At 41.6% G+C, this 21651-nt stretch carries 17 protein-coding genes; 8 read left to right on the top strand and 9 right to left on the bottom strand.

Features of this window, described 5'->3' with window-relative positions:
* Positions 1-38 precede the first annotated feature (38 nt).
* From ACTQ9S_RS05955 to ACTQ9S_RS05945, 3 genes are all read right to left on the bottom strand, one after another.
* Entirely contained in the window at positions 39-1727 is a 1689-nt protein-coding gene (locus ACTQ9S_RS05955; protein WP_440454358.1) for a sigma-54-dependent transcriptional regulator, read from the bottom strand.
* Positions 1728-1916: 189 nt separating this feature from the next.
* Complete coding sequence (locus tag ACTQ9S_RS05950) at positions 1917-3707, bottom strand: sensor histidine kinase (RefSeq protein ID WP_440454356.1); 1791 nt, start codon at positions 3705-3707, stop codon at positions 1917-1919.
* Between the two features lie 64 nt (positions 3708-3771).
* Entirely contained in the window at positions 3772-4407 is a 636-nt protein-coding gene (locus tag ACTQ9S_RS05945; protein ID WP_068034841.1) for a response regulator, read from the bottom strand.
* Positions 4408-4855: 448 nt separating this feature from the next.
* Here ACTQ9S_RS05945 and ACTQ9S_RS05940 point away from each other — a divergent pair, with 448 nt between their 5' ends.
* Positions 4856-5938, top strand: coding sequence for a serine hydrolase (locus ACTQ9S_RS05940; protein WP_068034842.1), 1083 nt, complete (start codon positions 4856-4858; stop codon positions 5936-5938).
* Positions 5939-6039: 101 nt separating this feature from the next.
* Positions 6040-6717: a thiamine phosphate synthase gene (locus ACTQ9S_RS05935; protein ID WP_068034843.1), complete on the top strand. Its 678-nt coding sequence runs from the start codon at positions 6040-6042 to the stop codon at positions 6715-6717.
* Positions 6718-6762: 45 nt separating this feature from the next.
* Here the strand turns inward: ACTQ9S_RS05935 and ACTQ9S_RS05930 are convergent, their stop codons facing one another.
* Positions 6763-7092 carry a TraR/DksA C4-type zinc finger protein gene (locus tag ACTQ9S_RS05930; protein WP_068034844.1) on the bottom strand — a complete coding sequence of 110 codons (330 nt, stop codon included), beginning with the start codon at positions 7090-7092 and terminating at the stop codon, positions 6763-6765.
* Positions 7093-7430: 338 nt separating this feature from the next.
* Here ACTQ9S_RS05930 and ACTQ9S_RS05925 point away from each other — a divergent pair, with 338 nt between their 5' ends.
* From ACTQ9S_RS05925 to ruvB, 5 genes are all read left to right on the top strand, one after another.
* A complete protein-coding gene (locus ACTQ9S_RS05925) occupies positions 7431-8651 on the top strand; it encodes a phosphoglycerate kinase (RefSeq protein ID WP_440454355.1) in 1221 nt (406 codons plus the stop codon).
* Positions 8652-8956: 305 nt separating this feature from the next.
* Positions 8957-9343, top strand: a complete 387-nt coding sequence (locus ACTQ9S_RS05920) for a hypothetical protein (RefSeq protein WP_068326392.1) — start codon at positions 8957-8959, stop codon at positions 9341-9343.
* Between the two features lie 446 nt (positions 9344-9789).
* Positions 9790-10827, top strand: coding sequence for a class II fructose-bisphosphate aldolase (gene fba, locus ACTQ9S_RS05915; RefSeq protein WP_440454353.1), 1038 nt, complete (start codon positions 9790-9792; stop codon positions 10825-10827).
* Between the two features lie 118 nt (positions 10828-10945).
* The gene (ruvA, locus tag ACTQ9S_RS05910; RefSeq protein ID WP_440454351.1) at positions 10946-11566 is read left to right on the top strand and encodes a Holliday junction branch migration protein RuvA; all 621 of its coding nucleotides are present in this window, start codon (positions 10946-10948) and stop codon (positions 11564-11566) included.
* 172 nt (positions 11567-11738) lie between these two features.
* Positions 11739-12716 carry a Holliday junction branch migration DNA helicase RuvB gene (ruvB, locus tag ACTQ9S_RS05905; protein ID WP_068039014.1) on the top strand — a complete coding sequence of 326 codons (978 nt, stop codon included), beginning with the start codon at positions 11739-11741 and terminating at the stop codon, positions 12714-12716.
* A gap of 98 nt (positions 12717-12814) precedes the next feature.
* On the opposite strand, the gene ACTQ9S_RS05900 is transcribed toward ruvB, so the two are convergent.
* The 5 genes from ACTQ9S_RS05900 to ACTQ9S_RS05880 all read right to left on the bottom strand — a co-directional run bounded on the left by ACTQ9S_RS05900 (position 12815) and on the right by ACTQ9S_RS05880 (position 19008).
* Positions 12815-14257 carry an FAD-binding oxidoreductase gene (locus tag ACTQ9S_RS05900; protein ID WP_440454349.1) on the bottom strand — a complete coding sequence of 481 codons (1443 nt, stop codon included), beginning with the start codon at positions 14255-14257 and terminating at the stop codon, positions 12815-12817.
* Between the two features lie 214 nt (positions 14258-14471).
* The gene (locus ACTQ9S_RS05895) at positions 14472-16133 is read right to left on the bottom strand and encodes an ABC1 kinase family protein (protein WP_440454347.1); all 1662 of its coding nucleotides are present in this window, start codon (positions 16131-16133) and stop codon (positions 14472-14474) included.
* A gap of 85 nt (positions 16134-16218) precedes the next feature.
* Entirely contained in the window at positions 16219-16926 is a 708-nt protein-coding gene (locus tag ACTQ9S_RS05890; protein ID WP_440454345.1) for a ubiquinone biosynthesis accessory factor UbiJ, read from the bottom strand.
* Positions 16927-17014: 88 nt separating this feature from the next.
* Entirely contained in the window at positions 17015-18130 is a 1116-nt protein-coding gene (gene ubiE / locus ACTQ9S_RS05885; RefSeq protein ID WP_440454343.1) for a bifunctional demethylmenaquinone methyltransferase/2-methoxy-6-polyprenyl-1,4-benzoquinol methylase UbiE, read from the bottom strand.
* 164 nt (positions 18131-18294) lie between these two features.
* On the bottom strand, positions 18295-19008 hold the full coding sequence (locus tag ACTQ9S_RS05880) for an FFLEELY motif protein (protein ID WP_440454341.1): 714 nt from the start codon (positions 19006-19008) through the stop codon (positions 18295-18297).
* Between the two features lie 317 nt (positions 19009-19325).
* Between ACTQ9S_RS05880 and ACTQ9S_RS05875 the strand changes: the two genes are divergently transcribed.
* Complete coding sequence (locus ACTQ9S_RS05875) at positions 19326-21074, top strand: ATPase (RefSeq protein ID WP_440454394.1); 1749 nt, start codon at positions 19326-19328, stop codon at positions 21072-21074.
* Positions 21075-21651: the final 577 nt, after the last annotated feature.

Below are 21651 nucleotides of genomic sequence, written 5' to 3'. Positions count from 1 at the left end.
ATATGAGGTATAACCTTAGTTAATTTTAATCAGTTAAGCTATTCTAAGTTATTGTCCTGATCTTCATCGATTTCAAGCTTTTTCATGCGATAGCGTAGAGAGCGGAAGGTAGTACCCAATAATTCAGCTGCCTGAGTCTTGTTCCAATCTGTCTGCTTAAGCGCTTTGATAATCAAGCGCTTTTCTTGATCTTGAAGATAGGCCTCTAGCCCTTTTTGGGGTAATTCAGCCTCAGACACACTAACTATTGAGGGCTGAGTATTTATATCATCAACAAATTGCTCTGGTTTACGGCGGTCTTGATTGTATACAGATGAAGTGCCGATATTATTAGATTTAGGAGTAGACATGCGGATAGCAGAGGAATAACTTTGGGTGTGAGTGCGATACGGATGTAAGTTATTAATTACCTGTCTGCTATTAACATTTCTGCTACTTTGTTTAGGAGAGCCTTTTGTCTGTAGAGGCATAGGTTTATCATTGACAGCGGATACAGCAGTCATATCTTCGTTACTGGTCATATCTTTAGGATTGGCTTCATCATCATAATTATCAGTGAGCTTAGGCAACCCCAAATGATCATCGTCTATGATTGTGGTTTCTGCTAACGTGACTGCGCGCTCCAATATATTGCGAAGCTCACGAACATTACCAGCAAATTCATGATGTTGGAGTCGCTCACAGGCATTTTCAGTGAGCTGTGCTGGAGTATCTAGTTGCCACTCTTCAGATATTAATGCTAAAAAATGCTTAGCGAGTAAAGGTATGTCATCGCGTCGCGTTTTAAGCGTGGGTAATTTAAGTTCGATAACGTTAATTCGATAATACAAATCTTGCCGAAAATCGCTATCTTTTACCAATTGATTCAAGTCTTTATGAGTGGCTGATAAAATACGAATGTCAACGGGAATCTCTTTGGTATCACCAATAGCACGTACCGTTTTTTCTTGAATAGCGCGTAATAGCTTAACTTGCATAGCGAGCGGTAAATCTGCAACTTCATCCAAAAATAGCGTACCACCGCTGGCTTGTTGAAACAAACCCTGCTTGTCTGCAACTGCACCGGTAAAACTGCCTTTCTTATGCCCAAAAAACTCTGATTCCATCAGCTCAGATGGAATTGCGCCACAGTTGACTGGTACAAAGCTACCATCACGGCGCGGACTTAAGTCATGAATGAGTCTGGCAACGACTTCTTTACCTGTACCAGAGTCACCGGATAAGAACACTGGCGCCTGTGAACGCGCTAGTTTGACAATGGTGGTTTTCAAGGTTTGCATCACGGCAGAATTACCGATTAGACGACTATCTAATAGCTGCTGCTCCGGCGTAATCTCATTGGTTGCTTGTGTGCTTTCGTCTTGATGGATGACTTTAAGTGCATTTTCGACCAGCTGTCGTAAACGAGGTAACTCAAGCGGCTTATTTACAAAGTCAAAAGCACCCATTTTAAGCGCTTCAATAGCCAGATCCATGCTGCCGTGTGCCGTAATCACAGCAACCGGCGTATTGGAGCTGCTACTAATCTGCTTCACCAGTTCTAGTCCTGAGCCATCGGGCAGCTGTAAATCAGTTAGACAAAAATCATAGTGGTTATTTTCCAGATAAGATTTTGCTTGTGACAGGCTATAGGCGACGTCACTTCTGATGCCCATTTTTGTTAGCGTGATTTGCATAAGTCGGCATAAATCTACTTCATCATCGACGACTAGCGCGATTGCTGTCATACATAACCTCATGTTTGTTCAATTGGTACAAGTTACTAAATAAACGCTCATATAAAGGGTTATCATCAATAAATAGAGAACCTTTAACCTTTTTTATCTTTATTAACTGTACAGGTTAACTATCTTGATCGATTATGGAAATCAATATTTTATCAGTGTGGGCGTTATTGAAAACTATTAATAATAGTCTCAAACATCCCAAGCATCTTCTGGGCAGGAGCCCAATGGTATAATCAATCGAAAACAGGTCTTTTCATGTTCGGCGACATACAGTAGCCGTGCATGATTGGCTTCGCTAAATGCTTGTGATAAATATAATCCCAGTCCGGTACCTGCTTTATCAGTAGTAAAAAATGGATCAAATAGGTGCTCTACATCAGTTTCAGCAACCTTATCACCTTCGTTTAAAACATCGATTATAACATCGTTCTGCACACAATATATCTCGACCTCAGCATAAGCGTGTGGATGCACAAGACCACAATAGCGCAAACCGTTGTTGATTAAATTAATGAGTATTTGCTCTAACTGATGGTTATCAAACTGTACCACGGGATGTGAATCATCACGTAAAAAAATATCATTACCGCGAAAATAATTTTCTAAAAATTGTGGCATCCATGTCGCAAGTTCTATTGTCTGTTTATTGGAACGTTGCTGACGTGATAGCTTTAATACGTCTTCAATAATACGATTAACACGCTTAGTCTGTGCAAATATCATCTTGTACAGCTCATTATTGCCATTTGTGTCGATGGCAGCTTGGTTTTTTATCAGTGAGGATGTGTTTTCGCCTACGTCACGGTTGTCGTCTATATCTTCTAGCAATAGCTGACTGGCCTGTGAGATAGCAGCAAGTGGATTACGAATCTCGTGAGCGATACTGGCCGTTAGCTGTCCTAAAGAAGCCAGTTTTAGCTGTTGAGCGTTGGCTTGTTCGCGACGCAAATCTTCAAACAATACCAGCTGGCTACTATCCTCTAAGGGAATGATTTGTACGCGCAGCTTGTTTGTAACAGAAGCGCTAGCTGCCTCAGGTAACTCATAAATAAAGTTTCTTGATTGATTGGCGGGAACAGAGAGGCAGCTATTGAGTAGGGCTCTATGTTGATGAGCCAAAGCCTGCTGAAAAGCATACAATGGATTATGATGATTCTTAAAATTACGCTGTTGTTGTCTGAGAGTAGACTTTGTATTATCGTTATTAGGGGGTGCTTTTCTAAATGGCGATGCTGGTATCTCAGAAATACCTAGAAGCTGGTAAGTTGCATGATTGGCTAAAACAATATGCTGCTGATCGATAACCATCACGCCATTAAGCATTTGGCTAATAACTTCTTGATTGATTGTATTAAGACGTTCTACTTCTTCTGCTTGCCGTGCTATAAATCGTTCGACATGTACTAAGCGCTGCGAGATCGACCAGCTCAAAAAACCAACGGCTAAAAAACTGGCTGACATTAATAAGGCGTCACCTAGGTTGGCTAGACTCATACTATTGGCAATCGCATGGAAAAATTGCTGATAAATGACGAATAAAATTGCTAGTAAAGTGATAATCAGGGCTTGTGAGCTGCGTAACAACATAAAGCTCGCTGCTACGACGACCATATATAGCATAGTCAATTGTAAGTCTGGCGCACCATTGGTATATAGCAGCAAACTTAAAACGATTATATCAATACCCAAACCAAATACTAACTGGCGTTGCAGCTGCTTGGTTGCCACCAAAAATAAACTCAGTAAAATCAGACTAAGAATGACATAAAACCCAAGGGCAGTTTGCTGCAATAAGCTTGGTAATAGCAGATTGGTATCTGCTTTGATATTGGCGTACACCATTAACAATAGAAACGCACTGACTACTAAACGATAACTATTATAAATTAGCCCAAGCTTGCGTAACTGTGATGCAGGTAGGGTATTGTCCTGCTTTAGAGATCGGACAACAGCGTTAATAGTTCTAGAAGCAGGTTTCATAAATGGACCGAAGGGAAGGAATAGATATAGATATATTAGTTAAAGAAGCAGACTAACCCTGAAATTAAGGTTGAATCAACCCATGACGAATGGCTAGATGAGTCAATTTAACATCACTATCAACACCGACTTTTTCATAGATACGGTAGCGATAAGTATTAATGGTTTTTACGCTTACGAATAATTGATCGGCAATTTGCTGTGGGCTTTGACAGTTGACTACCATCATGGCGACTTGTTTTTCACGATCGCTAAGCAAATCGAAAGGTGAGGAGGCATTATCTGATAATAATACTTCGGCCAACTGCTCTGCAACGTCATGGCTAAAATAACGCCCACCTTGGTATATTTTTTTGATACCACGTATCATCTCATCGAGTGGCGTACCCTTAGTAATGTAACCATTAACTCCAGCTTTGAGGAGCATTGATGGATACGGCTGCGCTGACATACTACTCACTGCCAATATTTTGATACCCATGTCCAATTGTACCAAACGCTTAGTCGCTTCAAGACCACCGATATTTGGCATGTTTACATCTAGTAGAACCACATCTGGACTGAGCTGCTTAGCCATTTTTAATGCCATATCACCGCTATCAGCTTCACCTACTACTTCAATATCTGCACTGTCAGACAGCATACGACTGATGCCCATTCGTACTAAATCGTGATCATCTACTACTAATACTCGAATCATAATTATACTCTTTACTATTTAATAGATTGAGGCGAATTAGGGATAGCCTAACATTGGTTAAGATTGGCTATGCTATAAATATATTACTTAACAGTGACTTATCCAATACAATACAATACAAGTACTTTATTTTATATCGATGTTGCTATTTATAATAATCTTGCTTTATAGTTACTTATCTATAGAATTACTTTGCAGTAATAATAAAACAAATATTTCTCTAATGTTAATCAATATTACATGAACCCAAAGCAACTGTAGTAATCTTCGTACATGTACAAAAAAATCTCATGAAGTCAGGCCGATACATTAAACTTAAATGCAAACCATGATACACTAAAAGTACAAAAACTCTATACGAGTGTCTACAAACACAATCAGAAACGCTACGTTTATCAATTGCATATGATAATCTGCAATTGACGCGATACCAACAGCAGGGGGAATAATGAAACATTTACCATTAACCAAACAGCAATTAGTCGCTGCCATGATTTCGTTAAGCTTAGGCAGTGCTGCACAAGCTGCGCTTAGTATTAATGGTAGCCCTGAGTCTAGCGCACGCGTCAGTTGGGGTGGGGCGGATAGCTTATCAGAAGCACGCAACATTATGTATAGCTCTAAAAGCTCTACTACTCCTATCAAAAAAGTGGATAACGGCTACGGCACTACTAATATTACTAATGCTAACAGTTATGGCAGTAGCAGTAACAGCTATAATAATACTTATAACACTACCTACCGTGGCGGTTTTGGTAGCAGCGATATGCTACCAATCAGCACAGACTCGCGTAGTGTCGCAGTCATAGATGTCGAGACTGGAAAGTCTATATACGAAAAAGATGCAGATATCGCGCGTCCTATGGCAAGTATTACTAAAGTAATGACAGCCATGGTTGTCTTAGATGCTGGTCTTGATATGCGTGAAGAAATTACGCTTGATCCAGAAGACTTTGTAGGTCCTAAGCGTGCAAGCTCACGTTTGAAATCAGGCGATCGCATGAATCGCGCTGAGATGCTACTCATGGCTTTGATGAAATCTGAAAATCCTGCCGCTAAAAGCCTAGCACGTAACTATCCAGGTGGCTATGATGCCTTTATGCGGGCGATGAACCGTAAAGCTCAAGAGTTGGGTATGACCACAGCATACTTTGGAGATCCAACAGGTCTTGATAAGCGTAATGTTGCATCATCAAATGACTTAGTAAAAATGGTACGTGCTGCGGGTAACTATGATGTTATTCGTCGTTTTTCTACTACCAAAAGCTACGACTTTTACGTTGCCAACTATTCAAGTGGTAACCGCACCTATAAAGCCAGCAATACGAGTAGCCTTGTGCGCTCAGGAGATTATCCAATTGGTATCTCTAAAACAGGTTTTATTAACGAAGCTGGTCGTTGTGTAGTTATGGAGACTCGTGTCAACAACCGCCCTGCTATTATCGTAATTTTAGGTGCTAACAGCTCGGCAACTCGTTGGGGTGATGCTAAGAATATTCTAACCAGCTTAGCCACACGCCGTACAGTATAAGATGTTTATCTAAACTACTGTAAACCATAGTTTGTAGACAAAAGAGGCTGTTATTTAATATAACAGTCTTTTTTTGGCTTAATTAAGCTTAAGGATGATTTATGACTGAACAATCAACTGTAACTTCAGAGCGAGCAGCGCCTATGCTGTATCTGCTTACTAATGATGATGAATTTGATTTGCTTTATGCTAAGTTAGAGGTAGCTCTAGCGACAGGCGTAATAGGGTTGCTACAAATCAGACGCAAGCAAGTATTGGCTCAGACTCATGGTCAAAAAAAGTTATATGACGAGGCGCTAAAGATAGTAGCACTAGCAAATCTATACGAAGTACCAGTAGTTATAAATGATGATATCGCTTTAGCAGTCAAGCTTGGAGTAGGGGTGCATCTTGGACAACAAGATGGTGCTATTAGTGAGGCTAAACAGCAATTGGAGTCTAATCAGATTATTGGCCGCACTTGTCATGGAGATGTAGCGTTAGTAGAAGAAGCAAGGTCTGCAGGCGCAACTTATGCGGCAATGGGTGCTATATTTGCATCATCTACTAAACCTAATGCCGACACTATCTCTCGTCAACAGCTTATAGATGGCTGCCAACAGACTATTCATAACGACATTGAACTTTGTGTCATTGGTGGTTTGACAGTCGAAAATATTGTTCAACTAAAAGGGTTACCCATCGCTTATATTGCGGTAGTTGGTGACATTTTAGACTTGCCAGTAGATTCAATTGCGCAGCGCTGTCAAGAGTGGCAACAGGCGCTTACCGATTGGTAAATACCTGCCCATAAGATTGATGATTTATGGTATATGGAGAAAACCTTACACAGCATGATCCATACACAGGGTAGCGTAAGGCAAGGCTTCTAAGCGCTTTTCTTCTATTGGTTTACCGCACACTTCACATTCACCATAAGTGCCGTTCTCGATACGACTCAGGGCATTCTCGACATAAACAAGACTTTGCCGTGCTTCAGCCATCAAATTTTTACGCATATCATTTTGACGATATGATATTGCCTGATCATCCCAATGTTCGTTCAAATCATCTTGTGGATGCTGGATATGATCTTCTATTTTATCAATGCGAGTTTCATACTCTTCTTTTAATTTTAGTAAATTTTGTTTGGCAACATCAAAGTCAATGCTCATTATAATCTCCTAATGGGTTATTGTTATTTTCTACCGAGTTATCATTTATCAAGTGATCGAAAGTCAGATAGTGCTTTATAGTAAAATGAACCGTTACTAAGTGCCACCACGAAATGTTAATGGGCTTCTAAAAAATATCTCTAAATTATGATGGTATCCTGAATAGCAGGCGCCAAATATTATGCATCTGAGATTTTTATTAAAAATTTACTGTAATACTTGTTTCTTGCCTAGAATGAGCAAGCTCTATTGTATAAACTACGGCTCATATGATATTGGCGGTTAATTTAACTTCATAAAACGATAGACAAAATAATCCATATAGCCTAGGAGCGGTAATGAATTTTTTACGTATGAGTGAGCTGACGTTAACGGACAAAGTAGTATTGATTCGTGAAGACCTAAATGTTCCTATCAAAGATGGTAAAGTGACAAGCGATGCACGTCTGCAGGCCAGCATGCCAACTATTAAAATGGCGTTAGATAAAGGGGCGGCAGTAATTGTATGCTCACATCTAGGACGTCCAACAGAAGGTGAACCTGAGTCCAAGTATTCTCTCGCTCCAGTTGCTGATTACTTGACAGACAAGCTGGCTGGGCAGATAAAAAAGCCTGTAATGCTTAATAATAATTATCTTGGTGAAGGCGTCACTATTAAAGCTGGTGAAGTGGTTTTATTGGAAAATGTCCGTTTCAATAAAGGTGAAAAAAAGAATGATGCTGGGCTGGCAGAAGCTTATGCAAGCTTGTGTGACGTGTTTGTGATGGACGCATTTGGTACTGCTCACCGTGCACAAGCCTCTACTGAAGGCGTGACTCAAGCAATGCGTCAAGCAGGTAAGACTGTGTGCGCCGGTCCATTGCTCGCAGCTGAACTCGATGCATTGAGTCTAGCACTTGAGACTCCAGCACAACCGATGTTAGCGATTGTTGGTGGCTCAAAAGTATCTACTAAACTTGAAGTTCTTCATAGCTTAGCAGAAGTTTGTACCCAAATCATCGTTGGTGGAGGTATTGCCAATACTTTCTTAGCCGCACAAGGTCATAGTGTAGGTGCATCGCTACATGAAGCTGATTTGGTCGATACTGCTCGTCAAATCATGACCAAGACTGATATTCTGCTGCCTGAATTTGTAGTCGTCGCTGATAAAAACGACATTGATTTTGATGACTTTGTAGGCTCATTGCAACAAGCGAAAGCTACTGTCAAAGCGGTAGATAATATTGGTGCCGATGATATGATATTGGACATTGCGCCGCAAAGTGCTAAACAATTAGCCAAGGCTATTATTGATGCTAAAACTATCCTTTGGAACGGTCCAGTTGGAGTGTTTGAAGTGGATGCTTTTGGTGCTGGTACTGAAATTTTGGCAACAGCAGTACAAGTTAGTAACGGGTTTTCGATAGCTGGCGGTGGTGATACTCTAGCTGCAATTGATAAATACCAAGTTGCTGATGGCGTAAGCTACATGTCTACAGGCGGCGGTGCATTTTTAGAATTTGTCGAAGGTAAAGTTTTGCCTGCGGTAGCTGCATTACAGGTTGAAGAAAAGAAATAGTTATTCGAAAAAAACAACAGTTCTTAAAAGTAACAGGATTATTACAGATTAATAACTAATTATTAATATAGGTAACAACAATAGTAACATTACGCGTACAAATGAAATCTGATATTTAAGGTAGGCTGTAGAGATATTGTCAGCTTAGGGTATACCAATGAGTATGCAGCGCTGACGATTGAGGATTATTATTAAGCAGTTATTATTTGTTAATATACTGAAAATTGTTATTGCATGTCTTATTTGCTATCTATAAAATAGCGCAATCATGTATTCTGACATGCACCATTTACAAGAGGTTTATTATGTTAAAACGTCATTTGTTACTTGCTAGCGTACTTGCTGGTACTTTTGCAGTCACTGCATGTAGCCAACAAACTGAAGACCAAACCGAAGCTGCTGTTGAGTCTGCTGGCGACGATGCCGCTGCTAACACTGAAGAAGCTGCTGCTAATACTGAAGCTGCTGCTCAAGAAGCTGAAGTTGCTGCTCAAGAAGCTGGTACTGAAGTTGCTGAGAGTGCTGAAACTGCTGGTGCTGCCGCTACAAATGCGCTAGAAAATACTGGTGATGCTATCGCTGAAGGTACTAACAAAGCTGTTGAAGGTACTGCTTCAGCTGTTGCTGATGGTGCTAACGCTGTTGCTGATGGCGCGAACGACATTGCTGTTGATGCAGAGCAACAATACTAAGCAAATTAGCAGCTAGTTTATTGATGGATTATTCATTGATAGGTAAGCCATTAAACTAGTAATTGCTTTATAAGCCTCCAGAATATTAAAAAGCCTTGATAATAATCAGGGCTTTTTTGCGTTTGCTATTTTAATTGTATCTTGCACAGTAGCTTAGCGTGGACGTTAACTGCTTATAGAACCTGCCAGACAGATAAATACTAATGCAACCGCTACGAGATGTAGGTAAATTTTGCTATAATCACCCCGCTATGATTTTGATTGCTATACATAGTTGTCATTATCTATACGCAAAGTCTATGTTTAATGCTAAATAACCATTAAGTCGACATTCACTTTTCGAAGCTAAATCTATTTTGTGACCTGCACATGCTTTTAGTAGCATGATGTTTTTGACAGTATTCAATAATAGTATCATTTTTTAAAAACCAACCAGAGAGCGTTTTATGGCCTTAATTTCGTTACGTCAACTTTTAGATCATGCTGCTGAGCACAACTATGGTGTTCCCGCATTTAACGTAAATAACTTAGAGCAGATGCGAGCGATTATGATGGCGGCGGATGCTTGTGATTCACCTGTCATTGTACAAGCCAGTGCCGGTGCACGCAGTTATGCAGGGTCAGCTTTTCTACGTCATTTAATTATTGCTGCTATTGAAGAATGGCCACATATCCCAGTTGTCATGCACCAAGATCATGGTATGTCACCAGCTATTTGCCAACGCTCAATCCAGCTTGGATTTTCATCAGTAATGATGGACGGCTCTTTAGGTGAAGATGGTAAAACGCCAATGGACTATGACTATAATGCTAGCGTTACGCGCGAAGTAGTCAAACTTGCACATGCTTGTGGTGTGTCTGTAGAAGGGGAAATTGGTTGCCTGGGCAGTCTCGAGACAGGTATGGCTGGTGAAGAAGACGGTTCTGGTGCAAAGGGAATTCTCGATCATGAGCAGCTGCTGACCAGTGCTGACGAAGCTGAGCAGTTCGTAAAAGACACCAATGTCGATGCTTTGGCGATTGCGATTGGTACCAGTCATGGTGCTTATAAATTCACGCGTCCACCAACAGGCGATATCTTATCTATTGAGCGGGTGAAAGAGATTCACGCGCGTATTCCTAATACGCATCTTGTCATGCATGGTTCTTCATCAGTACCGCAAGAATGGTTAAAAGTAATCAATGAGCACGGCGGTGATATTGGCGAAACCTACGGCGTGCCAGTTGAGCAAATCGTTGAAGCGATCAAGCATGGTGTACGTAAGGTAAATATCGATACTGATTTACGTTTGGCATCGACTGGTGCTATCCGTCAATTTTTAGCAGAGAATCCTAGCGAGTTTGATCCACGTAAATATTTCAAAGCTTCTATGGTGGCGATGTCAGATATCTGTACCAATCGCTTTGAAGCCTTCGGTTCTGCTGGACAAGCGCATAAGATTCGTCCGATTAGCCTTGAAGGCATGGTTGATTTTTATCAGTAAGCGAACCTAATAAATAGTTTGGCTTAGGCTTCGTTTAAAGGGCATTAGGAATACTGTTTAGAATAATGCCTTTTGAGCGAAAGTCGCTTATTCGATTGTTAATGACAGGTGATGGATTATGATTGGACTGATTACTGGACAGGTACAATATTTAATGGCACCAACAGCTTGTATCATGACCACCTCCGGTGTAGGTTATGATATTGAGCTACCATTGCCATCATTTTGTCAGCTGCAGGTAGAGCAGCAAGCAAGTATTTGGACGCATTTTCATGTGCGTGAAGATGCTCAGCTGCTGTACGGGTTTATAGATCGTAAAGAGCGTGATGTCTTTCGGCAACTCATTAAAATTAATGGTGTTGGTGCTAAAATGGCGCTAGCGATGCTATCTGCTATGTCAGCGGCTGAGTTAAAAATGCATGTCGAGCAGGACTCGGAGGTGGCACTTACTCGTATACCGGGTATCGGTAAAAAAACGGCACAACGATTATTAATTGAGCTTAAAGATAAGCTGAAAAATATCGAAGTCGATAATAGTAATTTAGAGTTTGCTATTCAGCCAGTTGCTGTATCTCACGAAGGCAGTATCATTGCCGAAGTGGAAGGCGCATTGATAAGCTTGGGTTATAAAGAAAAAGAAGCTCAGCAAGCGATTAAAGCTGCTAAAAGTAATGGTGATGTTTTTGCTGACACGCAAGGCTTATTAAAGGCGACCCTGCAGCAATTATCTGGTTTCTAAGCTAATTTGTTCAGATTTAATATTATTATAGTTAATCTATAAACACTTTTAAGTAAGCGACACTAGTTGTCGCTTACTTTTGTTTTAATGCTTAGTTTAAGACGTTTTGCATGACTTATCCGCTAGGTTTGGTTATGCTGTTTATTTTCTTAATATAATGATAAAACCTATGATGCAAGACCGCTTAATTAATCCGCTACAAGGAGCAGATGATGCTCCGGATAGCAATATTCGCCCTGCATTGCTGTCTGAATATATTGGTCAGCCGGTCGTGCGTGAGCAGATGGAAGTCTTTATTGGTGCAGCGCGAGGTCGTGATGAAGCGCTGGATCACACTTTAATTTTTGGTCCACCCGGCTTGGGTAAGACTACGCTTGCCAATATTATTGCTCGCGAAATGGGCGGTAATCTACGTTCAACATCAGGGCCTGTGCTTGAGCGTCCAGGTGATTTGGCGGCCATGCTGACCAATTTAGAAGCGGGTGATGTGTTATTTATCGATGAAATTCACCGTTTGAGTTCGGTCATCGAAGAGATACTTTATCCAGCAATGGAAGATTTTCAGCTCGATATTATGATTGGCGAAGGGCCTGCAGCACGCTCTATCAAGCTTGATCTGCCACCGTTTACTTTGGTTGCGGCAACCACACGAGCAGGATTATTGACCTCGCCATTACGGGATCGCTTCGGTATCGTTCAGCGTCTTGAGTTTTATAATATTGCTGATTTGACGACCATTGTTACTAGAGCCGCGCGTCTAATGCGGGTGCCAATGAGTGGAGATGGCGCTATCGAGATTGCCCGTCGTGCTCGAGGTACACCAAGGATTGCTAACCGTTTGCTACGTCGAGTCCGTGACTATGCTGAAGTAAGAGGAGATGGTAGTATAGATGGGATGATTGCTGCCAGTGCACTTGATATGTTAGCGGTTGATAGACGCGGTCTAGATCATCTTGATAGACGTTATATTGAAATCTTGCATGAACGTTTTGATGGTGGTCCAGCTGGCGTTGAAGCGATAGCGGCAGCGATGGCCGAAGATCGTGGCACACTTGAAGATGTGATTGAGCCATATTTGATTCAGCAAGGCTATGTATTACGCACAGCGCGTGGTCGCGTATTAACGCAAATGGCGATTGATCAGATGTAATGATTAATTAGATGTAATATAGTTAATTTGGCTTGCTCAATTAAAAATGCGCCTACTTTATCAATTTAAAGTAGGCGCATTTTTTTGTCCTAGTTTATTTATGCTTCTACTACTTCTTGTGTTTCTACTATTAAAGGTTGAGGCCATATTTTACCGGGATTCAGGATGTTATTGGGATCAAGAGCGGATTTTATGGCTTGCATTAGCGGTATGGCGTTGCCGTGTTCTTGATCCATATATTTCTGCTTACCTTGCCCGATTCCATGCTCACCAGTGCAGGTGCCATCCATCTCGATAGCGCGCGTGGCTAGACGTCCGATGATATCTTCAGCCTTTGCAACCTCTACTGGATCATCGGCATTAACCAGTAATAAGACATGGAAATTGCCATCGCCGACATGACCGACCATAGGGCCAATCATTCCAGCGTCTTCTATATCTTTTGCGGTGGCGCTGACGCATTCAGCTAAGCGTGAAATAGGAACACAAGCATCAGTAGACAGAGCTTTGGCTTCTGGGCGTAGAGCTGAGCTGGCATGATAAGCATTATGCCGCGCTTGCCACAGACGTTTACGCTCAGCTTCATTGGTATCCCAGACAAAGTCCGTACCACCGAACTCTTCAATAATATCGTTAAAAGTTTGTGCCTGTTCGCGTACGCCTGCTTCAGTACCATGAAACTCTATAAATAACGTTGGCGTCTCAAGTAAATCAAGGTTTGCGTACTGATTACAGGCTTTTATCTGCAAGGCATCAAGTAATTCAATCCGCGCGATAGGCAGGCACATCTGGATGGTGAGCATCACGGCCTGACAGGCGTCTTCAATCGTTGGAAAATGACAGAGTCCGCTACCGATACTTTCACTAAGCCCAAACAGTTTGAGCGTGACTTCAGTGACGATACCAAGCGTACCTTCAGAGCCTATCATCAAGCGTGTCAAGTCATAACCTGCGGCAGACTTTTTAGCACGCGTGCCTGTTCGAACAATCTCTCCACTCGCCGTAACGACTTCAAGCGCGAGCACTACATCTTTCATCGTGCCATAGCGTACTGCGTTAGTGCCTGAGGCGCGGGTCGCAACCATACCACCAATACTAGCATTGGCACCTGGGTCTATAGGGAAGAATAAGCCTGTATCACGTAAATAATGATTCAGCTGCTCACGCGTGACCCCAGGCTGTACGGTAACGGTCAAATCTTCATTATTGACTTGCAAAATAGCATCCAGCGCATGCATATCGATAGAGAGTCCACCATAAGGGGCGTTTAATTGTCCCTCAAGTGAAGAGCCAATACCAAAAGCAATCACTGGCATTTTATGTTGATTGCAAATCGCTACCGCTTTAGCAACGTCATGTTTATCATGAGCAGTTAACACAGCATCTGGTGGCTGGTTAGCAAGCCATGTCATCGTATGTCCATGTTGTTCACGTACAGTCAGATTGACACTGAGCTGCTCACCAAACTGAGCTTGTAGCTCAGCAATAGCCGCGCTGTGATCCGGTTTAGTCGGTGTGGTATTAACTTGAGAGTGGGGCATAGATAATCCCTATCAATAGAGCAGATTGAATTAAATAAGGTTTTGAATAAGAGATATTAAAATCAGCTAAGCAAGCAAGCCAGCTAAGCAAATAAGCTGAGACGAATGCTCAATAGCTGAGTAACCGCATACTCATGCTATAAGCATACGTCTAATGAGCTATGGTTGTATACGAGAATATTTTTTTAATAGCTCTAAGCTAAGATGCATAGCTTTAAGCTAGGATGCGCCAAACAACTGCTAGCATTGCCAAAATATAAAAGACAGGTGACAACCAGCCGACTACTTGCGTTGCAATGGCGATAAATAGCCCAAATCCTGCTAATGCTAACCAGTCACGGCGGCGATCATTGAGCATATCTGCGCGTATCTGCTGAATCTCACGTAACTGACTGTCTTGACGTGAGCCTTGTGAAGCTAGACTTTGCAGACCTTGATCTAGTAGTTTTGGAATATCAGTACTGGATAATAAAATCTCTGGTAGCTGGGCGCGGAGCTGTTGGAAATTGCGCATAGGGTCAAGCTGTTCTTTAATCCAGCTGCTCAGGATAGGCTTAGCCAGTGACCAAATATCCAAATCTGGATATAAATCACGACCAAGGCCTTCAACATGTACCAATGTTTTCAAAAGTAGCATAAGCTGAGGCGGGATGCTCATATGATGGCGACGGGCAATATCTAAAATTTGCATCAAGACGCCAGCAAAATCGATCTCATTGATAGATTTCTGCAGCATTGGGCCAACGGTGCGCTTCATGTCACGCATCAAGGCATGTTTATCAGTATTCGGTGGGATCCATCCAGCACGGCTGACGATATCAACCATAGCAGTGAAGTTGTTGTTCATTACTGCTAACAGCATGCGCGCTACAATAAGTTGATCATCTTTTGATAAAGTGCCCATAATGGCGCAATCAAGACCAATATAGCGGGGCTCATGGCCGAGATTGACCGCTTGCGTATGACTGCCTAGCGTCTTAACAGGCGGGGTCTCTACGAATACATTACCCGGATGCATATCGGCATGAAAGAAGTTATCACGAAAGACTTGGGTGAAAAATATCGTGAGGCCTTTTTCTGCTAATGCTGCTCGATCATAGCCTAGCTGATCAAATATATGAATTTGTGAGATCGGTACGCCTTGAATGCGCTCCATGACCATGACGTTTTTGGCCGCGTCATAAACCTCAGGTACATACATTAATGCAGAACCCAAAAAATTGTTACGCATTTGGGTAGTGTTATCTGCCTCTAAAGTTAAATCCAGCTCGTTGAGCATGACTTGCCGATAGTCTTCAACGATATCGATGATATGTATCGCACGTGCCGCTTCAATTCGCGCCGATGCCCAATTAGCAAGTTCACGCAGCAGCTCAAAATCTGAAATGATGGTAGTGCGGATATCAGGGCGGACGACTTTTACCACGACTTCACGGCCATCTGTCAGTGCAGCGGTATGCACTTGAGCAATGGAGGCAGCAGCTAAGGGCTTGACATCAAAGCGCGCAAATAGAGCCTCAATAGACTGACCAAGACCATGTTTTGTATCTTGAATTTGAGCGATGGCAGTATCAGCGTCAAAGGGTTTTACTTTATCTTGCAATTGAACAAGTTGTTCGATAATTTCAGGTGGCACTAAATCGCGACGAGTAGAGAGGAGCTGACCGAGTTTTAAAAATAGCGTACCCATATCCTCTAGCGCATATTTCACCGCATTTGGCTGGTGATTTTTGCCCCAAGCAGCTGGATGCATACGAATTAAGCGCACAAGAGGCTGTAATTGCGGAGACTCTTCAACGGTAAAATGAGTATCTATGCGGTAGCTTGCAGCGATACGCCAAAGCTCAAGTAAACGGGCGCGATGAGATAATAGCATGGGTGATAATTACTCTAAATAGTTACTCTAAATAATAAGGCCAGATAAGGATACAGATGGGTAAATGAGGCAAGATAAATCATGCTCATCTATTGGTTAAGCGTGCTTGCTCAGCTTTAATCGCTGCTAGCCGTGCCTCTTCGCGCTCGACATCAGCCCGCAGCTTAAGGATTTGCTGTTTGAGACTATCCGCTTCTGCTTTTTCGGCAGGGTCAGGGGCGCTATTGCCCGCCACATCATTTGCCCAATCACTCACATCATCAAAGGCACGCTTGGCAGTATGGCGAAAGCTGCCTTTAAGATGAGATATAAGTAGCTGTAACTGGCTGGCCATTGGTTTGCCAATGAAAGGCTCGAGCTGACCGGCGATATCAGGATCAAATCCAGCAACCAGTTGTTTGAGCTGCATCAAAACCTGGTAGTCGCCATCAATGGGCAGATTGCCTTCAGCGCCGCGCATCAAGTTGAGTAGCTGTGCAGGATTTTCAACGTTGATAGTGCAGTCTGGGCTACTATGACCAATACGCCCCATATGTATATCTGCTTGCTGACGCTCGTCAGAATTTCTGCCAACGCTTTGTCCACGTGGTTCAAACACACTATTAGCAGTAATAGGCTCAAAACGCAGATGCTCATGGTTGAATAGAATATCTAATTGTATCTTAGGCATCACCATATTTAACCGCAGCACTTTACCAGCAAGCGGTACAAGACCAGCTTGAGTAATCTCATCGCTAGCAATAGCCATATTAATGAGCTTTTCGGCACTTGCCAAAAGTAATACCGTTAGCATAATACTCTCACATATTTAAAATGATTATAGTCATGTTGCAGCATTGTCAGCACTGGTTTTAGTGTTGAGTTCTATTGAACAGCATTTGCTATGCCTTAAAACCTCTATGCACAGCAACAATACCGGCCGTTAAATTATGGTAATCACAATTTTCAAAGCCAGCTTGTTCCATCATTTGCTTCAAAGTTTGCTGGTCAGGATGCATACGAATTGACTCTGCTAAGTACTGATAGCTTTCAGCATCGTTAGCCACAAGCTTGCCCATAAGAGGTAAGGCAGTAAAAGAGTACAAATCATAAGCTTTAGATAACGGCTCAAAGATAGGCTTTGAGAACTCTAAAATTAATAAACGACCGCCTGGCTTTAGTACACGGTACATTGAACGTAATGCCGAATCTTTATCGGTGACATTGCGTAGACCGAAGCTGATCGTCAATAAATCAAAGCTCTCATCTTCGAATGGAGCAAGCGTTTCGGCATTGGCAAGGACGAAGTCAACGTTGTTGCAACCAGCGTTAATCAAGCGCTCACGACCAACTTCAAGCATGGCTGCGTTGATATCTGATAAGACCACATGACCATTACGACCGACTTCGCGGCTAAAGACTTTGGCCAAATCACCAGTACCACCAGCAATATCGAGTACATGCTGACCAGCACGTACGCCAGACAAGCTAATGGCAAAGCGCTTCCAAAGACGATGAATACCAAAAGACATCAAATCGTTCATGATGTCGTATTTTTTGGCAACCGAAGTGAACACGTCAGCCACGCGCGCTTGTTTTTCAGCTTTATTAACAGTTTTATAACCGAAGTGAGTCTCTTCTGCACCATCGGTATCAGGCGTATGTGGGTTATTAATATCATCACGTTGGTTAAAGGCAGCTTGCTTTGCCGCTTGTGTATTTGAGGACTGCGCTGAAGTTTTACTCATTTCATTATTGTTTGGCATAGTAGTTTGCTGACCTTGCGGCGTTCCTGTCGGTAAATCTTGTACTTGCGTGAAGTCGCTATTATTGGTATTTGCTGTGACTGTACTATTTGATACTGAATTATTAATCGATGTATTGTGAGTAGGGTTCTGGCGAGCTTGAGCCTTCGAGCTAATGTTTTTAGTATGAGCAATACTATCTTTGACTAATTTATCTTGGATATGGCCGTTTGTAGTGAACTTGTGATTGGTCTTTTTTAAGGTGTCGGTCATAGAATTATCCTGTGGCTTATTTTTATGTCTATTTGGTAGTGACAATTATTTAATAATAATTATTATCTTTCCAAATGTAAAAGCATTTTGCTAGCACTTAAATGATCAATAGTTATTGACCAATATTGTGCGCGCAAAATGCCCAATTCAGTGCCTATTTTAGCCTATGATACAGCAAATACGTCAACGTTGCCGTCACTATCAGTATTGTGAACTTGATCGATAATTTTCAGTTCGCGCTCGCAGAATGGTTCAATAAAACTAGCCACACTTTTGAGAGGTTTCATCGCTGTAAAACCTGCATCGATAAAGTCGTATAACGGCTGATAGCCACGACTATATGCCGTGCCTTTAGCAAAAGAAAAAGCCTTACGTAACATAAATGAGTTGAGATATTTGTCGGTACGGTAACAGACTTCTTTAAGATTGTTAATCTGAACACGGCGTTCATCTGCTTCATTAACAGCGCGGTAAGCTTTAAGCATATTCTCTTCATTGACTGGTAGATCTTGCTCTATCAACCATTGCGCCAAGTGCATATCCAGTTCAATCGCTAAAATAGCTGCCTGTACCGCCATAGTACCAGTCTCTAAGACGGACTCTTTGGCAAGTCGCTCAAGCTTTTTCGCTTTTGGAAGAATACGCTCTAGTTGTTTGGCCAATAGCTTAAACTCCTCACCTCCATATAATTTAGTGAGAAAATAGCTTGCCATTGGCTTGTTGTTTGGCTGCTCAAATAGCTCTGAATGGGTGCGTTGAATACGCGCACGTTGCCATGCTTGTACGTCATTAAGCTTAGCATGTAATGCTTCATCATCGTGATAAGGTAATGCCCAATAACGCGTTAAATGCTGTTGTAATTCAGATAAAGCAGACATAGCAATCCGTCCTGTATAGGTAAATGTGTATTTTTTAAATGGAAATGGCTTTTATTTTAAAGTTATAAATAGTCGTAAATAGCATCGCTAACGTAATATATTACCTTAAAAGAAATTAACGCAGAATACAAATGTCAAACTGTTACATAGCACTGTTATTTCCTGCTCAAACGGATGCTATTATTATTAAACAGTAATAATTAATAAAAGCGCTTATAAAAATAAAATGGAATTAAAATATGTCTAATAATAAACAAGACCCTGTTCAGCATAAAGAGCAATCTAAAGATCAGAAGCTAAAAGCAGTAAACAATCAAATGAGCAAGCAAGTGATAGATCAGCGTTTGACTCTCAATCCATTGAGTCAGTTTTTGATGGATAAGGATGGGCTTAGGTTGGCATTGGTGACTGCACAATACGCCTTGCGAGCGACCCGACAACAAACGCCGCCAACCGTCAATAAACCAACTGGATTGCTGGTGCTCGTCAATGGGATGGAGCAGGCAGGCAAGGGCACTGCCGTCAAGCAATTGCGACAATGGGTCGATCCGCGATTATTAAAAGTTGAAGCAACGATTGGTCACCCGCCTCTCAAATACCAACCTATTTGGCAAGCTCATACAAAGGCCATGCCGCGTCATGGTGATGTCATGGTTTATTTTGGCAACTGGTATGCTGACCTGCTATATAACGTGATGCATATGGCAACCGTAGCCATTCAGGATGAGGATATTAAAAAATCAACGCGTAATAAAAGTAAACATTCCAAAGATAAGTGCTCTAAGCATAAAGCTATTAACTACAATGATTCAGATAAACATCAAATGCTACCTATTGCTAAATGGCAAGATTATTTGCAGCAGCAGCTGATTAAGTTGCAGATATTTGAGCGTGATCTAGCGGCGAACCAAACCAAGATACTTAAATGCTGGTTTCATGTTGATGTGGATACCTTGCAGGCACGTCTAAAGGATAAAGAGGCCGACCCACAGTTTTTATATCAAATTGATTGGAGTGATACCGAGATATTAGCGCAGTTTAATCATGTTGCAGCTGCGTTATTAAGGCAACAAGATGACTGGGTAATTATTGATGGTAGTGATAAGTCGCAGGCCGCTACTGAATTTTGTCATGAAGTATTGCAAGCTATGCAGATGGCGCTTGCGAGTAGCGTGCCTGCAGATGATGACAAGACTGACGAAATTACCGATGGAATGGCTGATAAACCCACTAATGCTAACGAAAACAACACTAATAACATTAATAACAACAGCGAAAATAGCGATAACAGCAATCAGAACTTTGCATCTAAAAACCCTGAATCTAGGAACTTTGTACCTGTCAAGATACCTGAGAAGCTTATAGATATTGATGATCCAGATGTGGATAAGTCAGACTATAATAAGCAACTTTTGAAGAAGCAGGCCAAGCTTGCAGAGTTACTACGTGCACGCGAGGGTCGTCATGTGGTATTTGCCTTTGAAGGAATGGATGCTGCTGGCAAGGGCGGCGCTATCAAAAGGCTGGTTGCACCACTCGATCCACGTGAGTACCAAGTTTATAATATTGGCGCACCGATGTTATATGAGTTGCAGCACCCATATTTGTGGCGATTTTGGACGAGTCTGCCAAATGAGCAGACTGATCGTATAAGCCGTATCGCTATCTTTGATCGTACTTGGTATGGACGAGTATTGGTGGAGCGTGTCGAGGCGTTAACAGACGAGGCAGTTTGGCAGCGAGCCTATAATGAAATTAATCGTTTTGAAGCAGACCTAACAGTAGCAGGAACGATTGTTATAAAGTACTGGCTTGCTATAGATAAAGAAGAGCAGTTAAAACGTTTTGAAGATCGCCGCGAGACCCCGCATAAGCAATTTAAACTAACTGATGATGATTGGCGCAACCGTGATAAATGGTCAGACTATGTGCAGGCAGCGGCTGATATGCTGGCACGTACTAATACAATCGATACACCATGGTGCGTGATTGCAACTAATGAAAAGCGTCGTGCGCGTTTAGAGGTACTAGACCATGCTATTTCACAACTAAAATCCCGCTCATAGATATTACATTAAGTACGATAGTATTATTGCAAATCAATTGAAAAGTGATTGAGTTTAAAACATTTTGATATTAATACTTCATATGTTTTCTTTGACAATTCACTGTGAATATTGATAATAGGGCCAACAATAACTGAAGACTCTATATACTCTTATTTAGCCTAAGCAAAAATAAGGCATTATAAAGACAGCTGATGCAAATATCTTCGGTTACAAATCTTATAGTATCAGTATGCATTATGTTCAATTATTTAATATAATAGGCACGTGCTCGCAATGGCTGAATAAGCAATCTGCTAATTTCAGCGCAAAGTTATATTACAAATGGGTTATTAGCCTTATTTAATAGCAATAATTAAGTTGTTAAAATTGACAGTATCATGAACATAGCTATCATGAGTGAATATTTAAGCCGCAAGATGCTTTAATCAAATGATTTAGCGTTATACCTTGCGGCTTAGTAGTATGTTAGACGCTCTAATTTCTATCGCACGTTTATAACGTGAAAAAGTCAATATAATGACAAAAAATCGATAAAAATCTACAAGCCAATAAATTTCTAAAAAAGTACTTAAAG

It is taken from the genome of Psychrobacter sp. ASPA161_9, from assembly GCF_051970275.1.
Taxonomy (GTDB): Bacteria; Pseudomonadota; Gammaproteobacteria; order Pseudomonadales; family Moraxellaceae; genus Psychrobacter.
The sequence above is the reverse complement of the archived record's forward strand: the minus strand, read 5'-3'. Positions and strand labels throughout refer to the sequence as shown.